Annotated in this window: 15 protein-coding genes; 6 read left to right on the top strand and 9 right to left on the bottom strand. The window is 59.6% G+C overall.

Annotated elements, in window-relative coordinates:
• Positions 1–20: 20 nt before the first annotated feature.
• The gene (locus ACIOWA_RS18580; protein ID WP_339464747.1) at positions 21–812 is read right to left on the bottom strand and encodes a DUF2135 domain-containing protein; all 792 of its coding nucleotides are present in this window, start codon (positions 810–812) and stop codon (positions 21–23) included.
• 428 nt (positions 813–1240) lie between these two features.
• On the opposite strand from ACIOWA_RS18580, the gene ACIOWA_RS18575 reads away from it, so the two are divergent.
• The 6 genes from ACIOWA_RS18575 (at position 1241) to ACIOWA_RS18550 (ending at position 8369) form a co-directional block, all read left to right on the top strand.
• The gene (locus tag ACIOWA_RS18575) at positions 1241–2548 is read left to right on the top strand and encodes an AAA family ATPase (protein ID WP_339538029.1); all 1308 of its coding nucleotides are present in this window, start codon (positions 1241–1243) and stop codon (positions 2546–2548) included.
• Entirely contained in the window at positions 2541–3041 is a 501-nt protein-coding gene (locus ACIOWA_RS18570; RefSeq protein ID WP_401161243.1) for a retron system putative HNH endonuclease, read from the top strand. The genes ACIOWA_RS18575 and ACIOWA_RS18570 overlap by 8 nt, the downstream gene beginning before the upstream one ends.
• Before the next feature lie 188 nt (positions 3042–3229).
• Complete coding sequence (locus ACIOWA_RS18565) at positions 3230–3472, top strand: exodeoxyribonuclease VII small subunit (protein WP_003228627.1); 243 nt, start codon at positions 3230–3232, stop codon at positions 3470–3472.
• The gene (gene ispA, locus ACIOWA_RS18560; RefSeq protein ID WP_401161241.1) at positions 3469–4356 is read left to right on the top strand and encodes a (2E,6E)-farnesyl diphosphate synthase; all 888 of its coding nucleotides are present in this window, start codon (positions 3469–3471) and stop codon (positions 4354–4356) included. The genes ACIOWA_RS18565 and ispA overlap by 4 nt, the downstream gene beginning before the upstream one ends.
• Positions 4357–4447: 91 nt before the next feature.
• Positions 4448–6346 carry a 1-deoxy-D-xylulose-5-phosphate synthase gene (dxs, locus tag ACIOWA_RS18555; protein WP_401161239.1) on the top strand — a complete coding sequence of 633 codons (1899 nt, stop codon included), beginning with the start codon at positions 4448–4450 and terminating at the stop codon, positions 6344–6346.
• Positions 6347–6485: 139 nt separating this feature from the next.
• Positions 6486–8369, top strand: coding sequence for a TonB-dependent receptor domain-containing protein (locus ACIOWA_RS18550; RefSeq protein WP_401161237.1), 1884 nt, complete (start codon positions 6486–6488; stop codon positions 8367–8369).
• 62 nt (positions 8370–8431) lie between these two features.
• On the opposite strand, the gene ACIOWA_RS18545 is transcribed toward ACIOWA_RS18550, so the two are convergent.
• From ACIOWA_RS18545 to ribE, 8 genes are all read right to left on the bottom strand, one after another.
• Positions 8432–9232: a cobalamin-binding protein gene (locus ACIOWA_RS18545; protein WP_339431309.1), complete on the bottom strand. Its 801-nt coding sequence runs from the start codon at positions 9230–9232 to the stop codon at positions 8432–8434.
• Positions 9232–9651, bottom strand: coding sequence for an MFS transporter (locus ACIOWA_RS18540; protein WP_339431308.1), 420 nt, complete (start codon positions 9649–9651; stop codon positions 9232–9234). The genes ACIOWA_RS18545 and ACIOWA_RS18540 overlap by 1 nt, the downstream gene beginning before the upstream one ends.
• A complete protein-coding gene (ribA, locus tag ACIOWA_RS18535; RefSeq protein ID WP_339431307.1) occupies positions 9648–10265 on the bottom strand; it encodes a GTP cyclohydrolase II in 618 nt (205 codons plus the stop codon). Before ribA ends, ACIOWA_RS18540 begins: the two co-directional genes overlap by 4 nt.
• 162 nt (positions 10266–10427) lie before the next feature.
• Positions 10428–11165 carry a substrate-binding periplasmic protein gene (locus tag ACIOWA_RS18530; RefSeq protein WP_401161233.1) on the bottom strand — a complete coding sequence of 246 codons (738 nt, stop codon included), beginning with the start codon at positions 11163–11165 and terminating at the stop codon, positions 10428–10430.
• A 36-nt stretch (positions 11166–11201) separates the two neighbouring features.
• Entirely contained in the window at positions 11202–11705 is a 504-nt protein-coding gene (locus tag ACIOWA_RS18525; protein WP_221730243.1) for a phosphatidylglycerophosphatase A, read from the bottom strand.
• Positions 11702–12667 carry a thiamine-phosphate kinase gene (thiL, locus tag ACIOWA_RS18520; protein WP_401161231.1) on the bottom strand — a complete coding sequence of 322 codons (966 nt, stop codon included), beginning with the start codon at positions 12665–12667 and terminating at the stop codon, positions 11702–11704. The genes ACIOWA_RS18525 and thiL overlap by 4 nt, the downstream gene beginning before the upstream one ends.
• Before the next feature lie 18 nt (positions 12668–12685).
• Positions 12686–13186 (bottom strand): transcription antitermination factor NusB, encoded by a 501-nt coding sequence (gene nusB, locus ACIOWA_RS18515; protein WP_339431304.1) that lies wholly within the window; start codon positions 13184–13186, stop codon positions 12686–12688.
• Positions 13183–13570 (bottom strand): 6,7-dimethyl-8-ribityllumazine synthase (ribE, locus tag ACIOWA_RS18510; RefSeq protein WP_401161228.1); only part of this gene is annotated, 388 nt, incomplete at its 5' end. The genes ribE and nusB, both read right to left, overlap by 4 nt.

Genomic DNA, 13570 nt, shown 5'->3' with positions numbered 1-13570 from the left:
TCATCCGTGTTGCGGGATGCTTAATAGTTGAAAGTCTTGACCAGCAGCAGATCACCGATCGCCCGCAGGGGCACGATGAACGTCTCGCGTTTTTCGTCGACAGTGTTTTCGTTGAGTACCAGCGTGATTTGCGAGGTGATCACCTCGTTCTGGTTGCTGGTCTCCTCGAAGTTATAGCCGCCGTTGCCGAAGTTGCCCCAATAGTTGACGTAAACCAGATAGGTACCGTGCAGCGGAGCAGTCATGGTGAACATTTCCGGGCCGGGGCCATCGACGCCATCCGGGTCCAGACCGCCGCCATTGCTCAGCGCCGGCCGCGCCCAGAACGCATGCTGACCGTCAGGCGTGACAATGTGCAGATCGAGTTCGGCTTTCGGATCGTCCCACCCCAAGACAAGACGAATTCGCGCCGGCGTGCGCAGGTTATTTGCTTCATAAAATTGCACGCGCTTGAGCGACTGGCCTTCGGCGCTGATCACTTCGACACTGTTGGAACCGGCGCCGAACGCGTACGGCCGGGCGAAACGCCCCTGATCGTCGGTGTACAAATTCAGCGGATTGCCATTCACGGCGAGACTGTGCGGCGGGCGCATGTGGCCGATGGCCTTGAGCTGGCCTTGAATCATCGTGCGATTGCGCTGGATGCCGCGATCGATTGGCGGCGTCGGATAGGCGACTTGCGGGTTTTCACTGCGATCAAGCAACCCGTGATAGCGCCAGCCACCCACCGGTTCGGACATCTCAGCCGTCGGCGCGGCCAGCAGCGCAGGCGCGCAGGCCAACCCGATCAGCAGCCAAAGAAATGAACGCATGTAACGCCTCCTGCCATGCCTGAACGAAACCTTGCACCCGATCCTCGGTACTTCACAGCGGTAGAAACTGCGTTTCGTCTGAAAGACCCGTGACTGCCAGGTCGTAGAAGGCGCGAAGAGTAGCGATTTAGTAGTTTTTTAACAATCGGATACATCTGCTTTTGCGGTGGGAATCACGCACATTTATTGGGTGTGAGCCGAATAGCGGGCTTATTCGGCTCACGAAATGAGCCGAATAAGCAGTCTGATCCAATCAACCCACGCGAAATGGCCAATCCTGGCTGGCAAGACCTCCGGTTTTGCCTTGGCCAGAGGCATGACTGGCGCGAACTCAAAGCACTATTTCAACTGGAGCTCAAGGTCATCTCATGGTCAACTACTGCCAGAAAAACCGTCGGCAAGGACGGTAGGAGACCAGAGGTGGACCTGTGAAGCTGCGCAAACTGAAATTAAAGGATTTCCGTCGATTCGAAGAGATCGAAATCGATTTCCATCCTGAACTGACAGTCATTGCCGCACGTAACGGGCAAGGTAAAACTACAATTCTTGAGGCCATCGCAACCGCTCTTGGACCATTTGTCGGTGCTTTTGATATGGGGAAATCCAAACATATCGAGCGGACAGACGCTCGTTATGTGCGTCTGGGCAACAGTTTCGAAAATGAACAAAACTTTCCTGTCATTATCGATGCAGTGCTTGAGGAGCCAGATATCGAGTGGCAAAGAGCATTGCATGGCCCCAAAAGCCGTACTACGACAAAAGAAGCATCCGCTCTGGCGAACTGGGGCAAAAAACTCCAGGACTCGCTGCGTTCCAAAGTAGCAACAGCCTTGCCGCTGGTTAGCTATTACCCTGCCGGACGATTGTGGATAACCCATAACAATAGCTCGCGTAAAGCCGTGGTTAGCGCCAGCCGAACCATGGGCTATGAAGACTGCCTGTCCTCTGCTTCCAACTTTGTACAAATGCAGCAATGGATGCGCAAGGCGACAATGGCACTTCTCCAGCAGCGGGAATTACCGGGGTATGAAGAGTCAGATCTACAACCCAGAATCGCCGGGATTCAAAATGCCGTGAATCTGGTTCTGGAGAATGAAGGGTGGAGTAACTTTCATTACAGCCTCAGTTTCGAAGATCTCGCAATGTCCCACCCAGATCATGGACTGTTACCTATCAGCCTGCTCAGCGATGGTGTTCGAGCCATGATTTCGCTTACCGCCGACATGGCCTTTCGTTGTGCACGCTTGAATGGTCAGTTTCAAGATCAGGCGCCTTTGCTGACAGAAGGCATTGTTCTCATTGATGAAGTCGACCTGCATCTGCATCCTGCCTGGCAACAACAAGTTCTGGCAGCCTTACGCAGGGCATTTCCCAAGATCCAGTTCATCGTGAGCACGCATAGTCCTCAAGTACTGACCACCGTGAACCGTGAACAGATCCGTGTGATTCATAGAGACGAACAAGGATGGATCTCGGAACAACCGGCAATGAGTCCTTTGGCACAGAAGTCAGGAGATGCCCTGGCCGGGGTCATGAATGTGAGCACCCGTCCACCGATGCCGATAGTCGAAACAGCGCACGCCTATGAACAGCTATTTCGAGATGGCGCGGGCATGACTCCGCAAGCGCAACAGTTGAAACAGGAACTGGACGAAGCGGGTTATGAAATCTCCGAAGCAGATATGACGCTCTGGACATTCCTTGCGGCGCAAGTCAGGAAGACGCGCAATGATTGAGTTGGCTCACAACCCCGTAATGCCGCAAGCGCTTCTGGACTTCAATGCTGCCTATCCACAAGCAGGGCCAAATGAATTCGATGGCGCTGCTTTTCACTTGGTGAAAAAAATCGTGAAGGCAAGTCTCCATCACGATCAGGGTGGGCTTTGTGCCTACTGCGAAACGCCATTGGAAGCCGATACCGGACAAATCGACCACATCAAGCCCAAGCGCGGCAATGATGGGCATCCTCACTTGACGTTCACCTATACCAACTATGCACACGGATGTATTCGGTCAGATGGATGCGGCCAACGAAAGGGTGACCGGCTCCTTCCGATTGAGCCTGCACCCGGCTGTAACGAACAGTTCTCACTGTCGTCGGATGGCTCACTGGAGCCTATGCCTACTCTCAGCAGAAGGGAGAAGCATGTGGTTCGTCAAACGAGAGACATGCTTGGCCTTCAAAGCGCTGCGCTCGTTCTTGAACGGGAAAAATGGAGCCTTTGTTAGCCTGCTGCAAGAACAACCTCTGGTCGCGAATGATTTTTTGAAGGAGGCACCTTTCCGCTACATATTGCTTCGTTTGATCAGCTAGATATTTCGTCATACCCGATCATTAACGCGTCCCCGCTCATTTGCCCATAAACCCCCTATCTGCTAGTGTCGCGCCGGTTTAACGTCAACCGGAAATAGCCGCCATGGCCCGCAAAAAAGCTGCACTGGATTTCGAACAGTCCCTCGCCGACCTGCAAACATTGGTCGAGCGTCTGGAGAACGGTGAATTGTCGCTGGAAGACTCGCTGACCGCTTTCGAGCAGGGCATCGGGCTGACCCGTGACTGCCAGGCAGCGCTGGCCCAGGCCGAGCAGAAGGTGCAAGTGCTGCTGGAGCGTGATGGCGAACTCGCCGAGGAACCCTTCGACGCGGAACAGCCAGAATGATTGCAGCGTATTCGGCGACCAGCCAGGCCCGGGTCAACGCGGCACTGCAAAGCCTGTTCGACGCCCCTTTGCCGGAACTGTCGCGCCTTTACGAAGCGATGCGCTACAGCGTGATGAACGGCGGCAAACGCGTGCGTCCGCTGTTGGCCTACGCCGCGTGTGAAGCGCTCGGTGGCAAGGCTGAGCAGGCCAACGGCGCAGCGTGCGCCGTTGAACTGATCCACGCTTACTCGCTGGTGCACGATGATTTGCCGGCAATGGACGACGACGATCTGCGTCGCGGTCAGCCGACCACGCACAAAAAATTCGATGAAGCCTGCGCGATACTCGCCGGTGACGGCTTGCAGAGCCTGGCATTCAGCGCCCTGCTCGCCCCCCACCTGAGCGATCTGAGTGCCGACATTCGCCTGCAAATGGTCACTGCGCTGGCTCACGCCGCAGGCCCGGCGGGCATGGTCGGCGGTCAAGCCATCGACCTCGGCTCGGTAGGGCTGAAGCTCGATCAGCAAGCCCTCGAACAGATGCACCGGCACAAGACCGGCGCGCTGATCGAAGTCAGCATCAAACTCGGCGCCCTGGCTAGCGGCCGTGCCGAGCAGGATGAACTCAACGCCCTGCAGACTTATGCACAGGCCATCGGTCTGGCCTTTCAGGTTCAGGACGACATCCTCGACGTCGAAAGCGATACCGCCACCCTCGGCAAGCGCCAGGGCGCCGATATCGCTCGCGACAAACCGACCTACCCGGCCCTGCTGGGTCTGGACGCGGCCAAGGCCTATGCCCTGGAGTTGCGCGATCAGGCTCTGCACGCCCTGCGACCGTTTGACGCGGCAGCCGAGCCTTTGCGCGAGCTGGCCCGGTATATCGTCGAGCGCCGCCACTGACGGCAAATCCGCCAAAGAAGACCAACGCGTGGGCAGGGGGCGATGCATCAGGTAAACTGCCGCCTCTTCTATACCTATAACGATTCGCCTGATGCCCACGACGTTTCATGAGATTCCCCGCAAGCGCCCGACCACGCCCCTGCTCGACCGCGCGAACACGCCGGACGGCCTGCGCCGGTTAGGCGAAGCCGAGCTGGAAACCCTGGCCGATGTGTTGCGCCTGGAATTGCTCTACACGGTCGGTCAGACCGGTGGGCATTTCGGTGCCGGCCTGGGCGTCATCGAGCTGACCATCGCGCTGCATTACGTCTTCGACACCCCGGATGACCGGCTGGTGTGGGACGTGGGTCATCAGGCGTATCCGCACAAAATCCTCACCGGCCGTCGCGAGCGCATGGGCACCCTGCGCCAGAAGGACGGCATAGCGGCCTTCCCGCGCCGCGCCGAGAGCGAATACGACACCTTTGGCGTCGGCCACTCCAGCACCTCGATCAGCGCGGCGCTGGGCATGGCGATTGCCGCCCGTCTGCAGAACAGTGATCGCAAGGCGATTGCCGTGATTGGCGACGGCGCGCTGACCGCCGGCATGGCCTTCGAAGCGCTGAACCACGCGCCGGAGGTGAACGCCAACATGCTGGTGATCCTCAACGACAACGACATGTCGATCTCGCGCAATGTTGGCGGTCTGTCGAATTACCTGGCGAAAATCCTGTCCAGCCGCACTTACGCAAGCATGCGTGAAGGCAGCAAGAAAGTGCTGTCGCGCCTGCCTGGTGCCTGGGAAATCGCCCGTCGCACCGAAGAGTACGCCAAAGGCATGCTGGTGCCCGGCACCCTGTTCGAAGAGCTGGGCTGGAACTACATCGGCCCGATCGACGGCCACGACCTGCCGACCCTGATCGCCACGCTGCGCAACATGCGCGATCTGAAAGGCCCGCAGTTCCTGCACATCGTCACCAAAAAAGGCAAAGGCTTCGCCCCGGCGGAAGTCGACCCGATCGGTTATCACGCAATTACCAAACTTGAACCTGTCGACGCCCCGGCCGCTGCGCCGAAAAAGGCTGGCGGGCCGAAGTATTCGGCGGTGTTTGGCCAATGGCTGTGCGACATGGCAGCAGCGGATCCGCGTCTGGTCGGGATTACCCCGGCAATGAAGGAAGGTTCGGATCTGGTGGCGTTCAGCGAGCGTTTCCCGCTGCGCTACTTCGATGTGGCCATTGCCGAGCAACACGCGGTGACGTTCGCTGCCGGCATGGCTTGCGAAGGCGCCAAACCGGTAGTGGCGATCTACTCGACGTTCCTTCAGCGCGGTTATGACCAGCTCGTTCACGATGTGGCGGTGCAGAATCTCGACGTGCTGTTCGCCATCGACCGCGCAGGTTTAGTGGGTGAAGACGGCCCGACACACGCTGGCAGCTTCGATCTGTCGTACCTGCGCTGCATCCCGGGCATGGTCATCATGACCCCGAGCGATGAAAACGAACTGCGCAAAATGCTCACCACCGGCCACCGCTACAACGGCCCTGCGGCTGTACGTTACCCTCGCGGCACGGGCCCGAATGCGACCATCGAGAAAGATCTCGAGCCGATCGAAATCGGTAAAGGCATCGTCCGTCGTCAGGGCAGCAAAGTCGCTCTGCTGGTGTTCGGCGTGCAACTTGCCGAGGCGCTGAAAGTCGCTGAGACGCTGGATGCCACCGTGGTCGACATGCGCTTCGTCAAACCGCTGGATGAAGCACTGGTGCGCGAAATTGCCGGCAGCCACGAGCTGCTGGTGACGATCGAAGAGAACGCGATCATGGGCGGCGCCGGTGGCGCGGTCAGCGAATTCCTCGCACGCGAGAACATCCTCAAGTCGATGCTGCACCTGGGCTTGCCGGATATTTACGTCGAGCACGCCAAGCCTGCGCAGATGCTGGCCGAGTGCGGGCTGGATGAGGCCGGGATCGAAGCGTCGATTCGCGAGCGTCTGGCACTGCTCAACAAATAAACGCAATACCCTGTGGGAGCGGGCTTGCTCGCGAAAGCGCCGGATCAGTCAAATATTGAGATGACTGACACTGCGTTTTCGCGAGCAAGCCCGCTCCCACATTTGGTTTGTGTACACCTGAAAGACCTACGGATCACCGATGAACCTCTCGCGCCTCGCCCTGCCCTTCCTTCTGTTGCCAGCCACCAGCGCCCTCGCTGACACCTTCGAACGCGATCAGGCCCTGAAACTGCCGGACACGCTGATCAGCGCCAACCGTCAGGTCGAAGCGCGCAACGACAGCAGCGCCGCCAACACGGTGTTCACCCGTGAAGACATCGACCGCCTGCAACCCAGCGACGTACCCGATCTTTTGCGGCGCATGCCCGGCGTGCAGGTGGCGCAAACCGGTGGGCGCGGCAGCCTGCCGGGCATTTACATCCGCGGCACGCAGTCGGCGCAGAGCCTGGTACTGGTCGATGGCCAGCGCATCGGCAGTTCCACTTCCGGCGACAGCAACCTGCAGCACTTGAACATCGAGCAGATCGAACGCGTCGAAGTGCTGCGCGGTTCGCGTTCAGTGATTTACGGCAGCGATGCGATTGGCGGGGTGATTCAGATCTTCACCCGACGCGGCACTGAGCAAGGCTTGCAGCCACGCCTGCACGTCGGTTTCGGCAGCCATCAGATCTGGGAGCGCAGCCTTGGCTTGTCCGGTGGCGATGACAAAACCCGCTTCAATCTGGGTGCCAGCCTGGATGAAACCGCCGGGATTGACCGCACACACGAGTCCTACCCCAGCGACGGCGATCACGACGCTTACCGCAACAAGTCCGTCAGCCTGAGCCTCAGCCATGCGCTGACCGAGGACGTCGAAGTCGGCGCGAACCTGCTGGATAACCGAGGCAAGAGCGAGTTCGACAACCCGTTCGGCCGTTTCGACATGAACACGTTTGAGTCTGTGCAACAACAGCCGTACAGCGATTTCAACGTCAGTAGCGTCAGCACTTACCTCGACGCACGGATCAATGAAACCTGGAAAACCCGCGTCGAGTTCGGCCATACCGAAAACCGCGAGAAGACGCTCGACAAGCTCAGCGACGAGCGCACGGTGTTCAACACCTACCGCGACTCGCTGAACTGGCAGAACGACCTGACCCTGGATACGCGCAACAGCCTGATTCTGGGCGGCGACTGGTACGAAGACCGCGTCAACAGCAGCACCGCGTTCGACGAGAACAGCCGCTGGAACCGCGCCGCGTTCATCCAGCATCGTTATCAGGCTGACAGCTTCTCCACCGAACTGGGCCTGCGCCACGACGACAACCAGCAGTTCGGCAGCCAGAACACCTGGAGTGGCACGTTCACCCTGCCGCTGAACCCGGACAACGATTTGCTGCTCAGCTACAGCGAAGGGTTCCGCGCACCGACCTTCAATGACCTGTACTACCCGGAGTTCAGCAACCCGAACCTGAAACCGGAAACCTCGAAAAGCTACGAACTGCAATGGCGCAGCCAGTTGAACGACAGCACCCGCCTGGAAGCCTCGCTGTACCGTACCGACCTTGAGGACGCGATCATATTCGGCAGCAACTCGCGGCCGCAGAACGTGGCCTCAGCCCGAATAAACGGTTTCGAAGCGGCGCTGAAACAGGAGCTGTTCGGCTGGCAGAGCAATCTCGGCGTGGCGATCATCGATCCGCGTGATCGCGAAACCGGGCACACCTTGGCACGTCGGGCGCGACGCACGTTGAGTTGGGATCTGGATCGGCAGTTCGATCGACTGAGCCTCGGCGCCAGTTGGCAGGCGATCAGCAGCAGTTACGACGACCTGAAAAATCAGCAGCCATTGGGTGGATACGCGCTGTTCGGATTGCGCAGCAGTTGGACGCTGAACCGCGAGATCAAGCTGGAGTTGAAGGTGGATAACGTGCTGGACAAGGGTTACAGCCGGGCGAACTACAGTTATGACGGCAATCAGTATGGCTATCGCGAAGAGGGCCGAGCGTGGATGTTTGGAGTGACTTGGACGCCGGGCCGCTGATCCAGAATTTGCGCCGCTTTGGCTAGCCTCTTTGCGAGCAAGTCGAAGAATTCACCTCGGTCTCAGCGCTCAGGCGCGATTAGGTGGCAGAGCCTGGCGGTTGCCTCGATCATCTGCCCGCTCGGGCGCTCCAAGCCTTTATCAGTGACCAGCAACAGTTGGCCACGCGCTACCGCCACTACCTGCGGCCAGGCTTTCCAGGCATCAAGCTGGGCCTGAGCGCCGGCCACAATCACCTCGGGATTGCGCTGCAACACCGCCTCGATACTGACCTGCGGGGCCGGCAGGCTCAGATCGGCGAACACGTTGCGCGCACCGCACACTTCAAGCGCCGCGCTGATGATCTGCCCGCCACCGACGGTGTACAACGGCTTGTCCCAGACTTGGTAAAACACTTTCAGCGGCGCGTCCCGGCGATAGCGCAGGCGCAGATTGTCGAGTTTGCTGCGCAACTGCGCCGCCAGTGTCACCCCGCGCTCGGGTCGCTTCAGTCGAGCGGCAATGGCTTCAATCTGTGCAGACAGCTGTTCGAGATTGTGCGGTTCGGCCACGTAAGTCGGGATATTCAGATGTTTGAGTTGGTCGCGTTGCGCCGGGCCGACACTGCCGGGCCACAGCAGCAATAAATCAGGCTTGAGGCTGAGCAAACGCTCCATGTCGAGTTGGCCGTAACGACCGACCGAGGGAACGTTGGCAATCGCAGGCGGACGCTCGCCGGCATCCAGCACACCGACCAGCAGATCAGCCGAGTCCAGCTCAACGACGATTTCAGAAAGAGAAGGTGCGAGGCTGACGACCCGCAGGCTCGCCAGCACCGGGCCGCTGACGGCCAGCAGCAGAACCGCCAGCCAGAGACGGCGCATCAGCCGAGTTGACGCGGGATACGGTAGAGGTAGAACAGCACCGCAGTGGACAGCGCCAGCAACACCAGGGGTACCGCCTCAAGGCCGACGAATACGGCCACTGCGCCGATCCACGCCGGCAACGCTGCCGCAAGGAACGCGTTACGGCGAACCGCTGCCAGAGCAATCCAGGCCGCTGGTTCATCGGCGCTATCGAGGGCTTTTTGCGTGGCGATCAATGCGTGCTTATAGCGGCCGAAAAACTTCAGGCTGACAAACATCGACGCCACGCCGGCAATGAACAGCGGCATCGCTAGCACCGGCAGAACGCCCTCGCCCTGACCAAACAGCGCGTTGAGCAAAAACAGCGGTACCAGCGCCAGCGACAGGTATTTCCACCAGTCGACGCTCAGACGACGACGAACCTGACCTCGGGTCACGCCCGATCTACCTCGCCCTGATGCTCGTTGCCCATCATGTGGTCGAGCTTGCTGGCCTTGGTTGCCAGGTAAAGTTTGTTGTGCGGATTGTGGCCGGTGTGCAACGGCACGCGTTCGGCGACGACGATACCCATTTCGGTCAAGGCTTTGACCTTGCGCGGGTTGTTGGTCATCAGACGCAGGGACTTCACGCCCAGATGCTCGAGCATCGGCAGGCACATGGCGTAGTCGCGCTGATCGGCGGCGAAGCCCAGGCGTTCGTTGGCTTCGACGGTATCAGCGCCGCCGTCCTGCAACTCATAGGCGCGGATCTTGTTCAACAGACCGATGCCACGGCCTTCCTGACGCAGGTAGAGCAACACGCCACGGCCTTCGCGAGCGATGGCTTTGAGGGCGCCCTCCAGTTGCGAGCCGCAGTCGCAACGCTGGCTGAACAAGGCGTCGCCCGTCAGGCATTCGGAGTGCAAACGGCCGAGTACCGGGGCTCCGTCGGCAAAATCACCCAGGCTCAGCACAACGTGCTCTCGGCCGGTGGCTTCATCGAGAAAACCGTGCATGGTGAATTGCGCAAAAGGCGTTGGCAGCTTGGAAGCGGCGACAAAGACGACAGGCACCGGTGTGCTCCTGATCTAAAGAGTCTGAAAATTCGCAGGCGGGCATTGTAACAGCAGGTTCCTACAGACGCTTAGGCTGAATTATCGGGCATAACGATCAAAAAGCTTGATAACTGCGGGCCCGCTCCCACAGGGGGACAGTGCTGGACGCAAGATCTGTGGTCAGTTCGGCTCGAACGGATACGGCTGCTTCCACTTCTCGAAGATCGGTTTCAGCTCACCGCTCTTCACCAAATGCTCCATGCGCTTGTCGAACAGCGCCATCAACGTACGGGCCTGTGACGTATTGGCGAAGCACAGATACAGGGGCAACTCTGCAATATGGGTTTTGCGAAACTGCGCTGGATCGTTGGCCCGACTCACGACGAAATCGACTTCCGTCAGCGCATCGATGTAATAGTCGGCGCGATTGTGGGTCAGCATCGATAAAATTCCGGTTCGCCGGATGACTTCATTGAAGCTGCGCACGTTGGGAAGATAATTCTGATAGTCGTAGCCACGAACCCAGGCCAAGCGGTAGTTGCCCAGGGTTTCGGGGGTTGGCGCGGGGTTGCTGGCAAGGCCCAGGGCATAGATGTGATCGGTGTCGAAATTCCAGCGAGGATAGAGCAGGTCGCTGGCTTCATCATGATAAGCACCCACACAGGCATCAATTTCGCCGCGCTGGGCCAGCCCCACTGAGCGTGTATAGGGCTCAGTGCGAATATCCAGTTGCACCCCGGCCGGCTCGAATACTTTGCGCAGCACATCCCAGGCCAAGCCATGGCCATCAGCGGCGGTGTAGTCTGCCCAGTCTTCACTGGCCAAATGAATGACCGTTGGCGCATGCGTTGCTTCCTGCGCATTGACCACAGTGCCCAGCAGAGCAAAAACCAACAGCGCCCACCAGCGTCGAGCCATCCCTAGTCCCTCACTTAACCCTGACAAGTCCTCAGATCAGGCGAAAACCCAAACCAGCCCTTGCATCGACAGCCAGGCGAACACGCCAGCCAGCACGTCGTCGAGCATGATGCCAACGCCGCCATGGACATGCCGGTCGATCCAGCGAATCGGCCACGGTTTAAGAATGTCGAAGAAGCGGAACATCAGGAAACCCGCCAGCAACCAGTACCAGCCTTCCGGCACCAGCCACAGGGTGATCCACATCCCGACCATTTCGTCCCAGACGATGCCTTCGTGGTCGTGCACCCGCAGATCATCAGCCACTTTGCCGCACAGCCAGAAGCCGAACAGCATGGTGATGCCGAGCATCAGCCAGTAACCCCAGTCAGGCAACATCTGCCACAACGGGATGAAGGGTAGCGCAACCAGCGAGCCCCACGTGCCCGGCGCCTTGGGCAAGGTGCCCGAGCCGAAGCCGAATGCGAGGAAATGCCAAGGATTGCGCCAGACCGACGGCGGCACGAATTCGGCCGGAACCTGTTTCGGGTGATCTGTCACGGTGACTCCTGAAAATGTTGATAGCCCCGGATTTGCGGGGTGATGTCCTGTCCTTCGCGATCGAGCAGCACCACACCCTGGCCCTGCGCCACGCGACCGATCACATGGATCGGCCAGCCATTGGCCAGCAGCGTCGGCAACTCGACGGACGGTAGCGTGAAGGCCAGCACATAATCATCACCACCGCTCAACGCCGCACGTTCGGCGCCACGCTGACCGAGAAACGCGACCAATGCATCCGACAGCGGTACACGCTCGCGTTCAATCTCAAGCCGCACCTTTGACGCCAGGGCAATATGGCCGCAATCGGCCAGCAAACCGTCAGAGATATCCAGCGCTGAAGTCGCTTTGCCGCGCAACGCCTGACCCAGGGCCAGTTGCGGTTGTGGCGACCAGTAATGATTGAGCAGCGGTTGGGCGATATGTGCCTGGGCCTCACGCTGACCGAGCACCAACGGCAAGGCGCCAGCGGCGTTACCCAGCTCACCGCCGACACAGAGCAAATCCCCCGGTTGCGCGCCGTTGCGGGTCAACGCTTGACCCGCAGGCACGCGCCCAAACACGGTCACCGTCAGACTCAACGGCCCACGCGTGGTATCACCGCCGACCAGCGCCACGCCGCAATCCTGCGCCATGCGGTTCAAACCGCGGGCATAGGCTTGCAGCCAATCGGCGGTCACCGTCGGTACAGTCAGGGCAAGGGTAAAAGCGATGGGCGTAGCACCCATGGCGGCCAGATCGCTGACCGCGACGGCCAGCGAGCGCTGACCGAGCAGAAACGGATCGCAAGGGTCGGCAAAATGCACGCCGGCCACCAGCGTATCGGTGGAAATCGCCAGCTGTTCTCCGGGAGCAACCGCCAGCAAGGCGCAGTCGTCGCCGATTCCCAGTGCAACGCCTTCGCCGCCCTGCGCACAGGGCGCGGCGGCGAAGAAATTGCGGATCAGTTCAAACTCGCCCATAGCCGTTTCAAACGCCAATCAGCGCTTGAACGCCTTCACTTCAGCTTCACGCAGGCGTGGGGCCAGCTTGTCGAGCACGCCGTTGACGAATTTGTGGCCGTCGGTCGAACCATAGACTTTCGCCAGTTCGATCCCTTCGTTGATGACCACGCGGTACGGCACGTCGACACGTTTGAGCAGCTCCCAGGCGGACAGGCGCAGTACGCACAGTTCAACCGGGTCGAGTTCCTCGATGGTCAGGTCCAGGCACGGCGCCAACGCGGCGTCGATTTCGGTCAGGCTGGCCGGAACACCGTGCAGGATGTCGTGGAAGTAGCTGGCATCGGCAAAGGTAAAATCGTTATCGACGCGAAACTGCGCTTCGATTTCGTTCAGCGAGGTACCGGCCATGTGGCGCTGGTACAGCGCCTGAGTTGCCAACTGACGGGCAGCCCGGCGCTTCTCGCTTTTCGAAGGCTTGCCGGCGTCCGTTGGACGTGGCTCGCGCGGGTTGAAACGATCGCTTTCGTCGCTAATCACTTGGCCTCCAACTGCGCCAGCAGGCTGACCATTTCCAGAGCGGACAGGGCAGCTTCAGCACCTTTGTTACCGGCCTTGGTGCCGGAACGTTCGATGGCTTGCTCGATGGAATCAACGGTCAGGACGCCGAAAGCAACCGGTACGCCGAACTCCATGGACACCTGGGCCAGGCCCTTGGTGCACTCGCCCGCCACGTATTCGAAGTGCGGAGTACCGCCACGAATGACCGCGCCGAGGGCGATGATGGCTGCAAACTCGCCTTTCTGAGCGACTTTCTGCGCAACCAGCGGAATTTCGAAGGCGCCAGGTGCGCGGATGATGGTGATGTCGCTTTCGCTCACGCCATGGCGAACCAGGGCATCAACTGCACCGCTGACCAGGCTT

Source organism: Pseudomonas sp. NPDC087614, assembly GCF_044743485.1.
In the GTDB taxonomy this organism is placed as follows: domain Bacteria; phylum Pseudomonadota; class Gammaproteobacteria; order Pseudomonadales; family Pseudomonadaceae; genus Aquipseudomonas; species Aquipseudomonas baetica_A.
The sequence above is the reverse complement of the archived record's forward strand: the minus strand, read 5'-3'. Positions and strand labels throughout refer to the sequence as shown.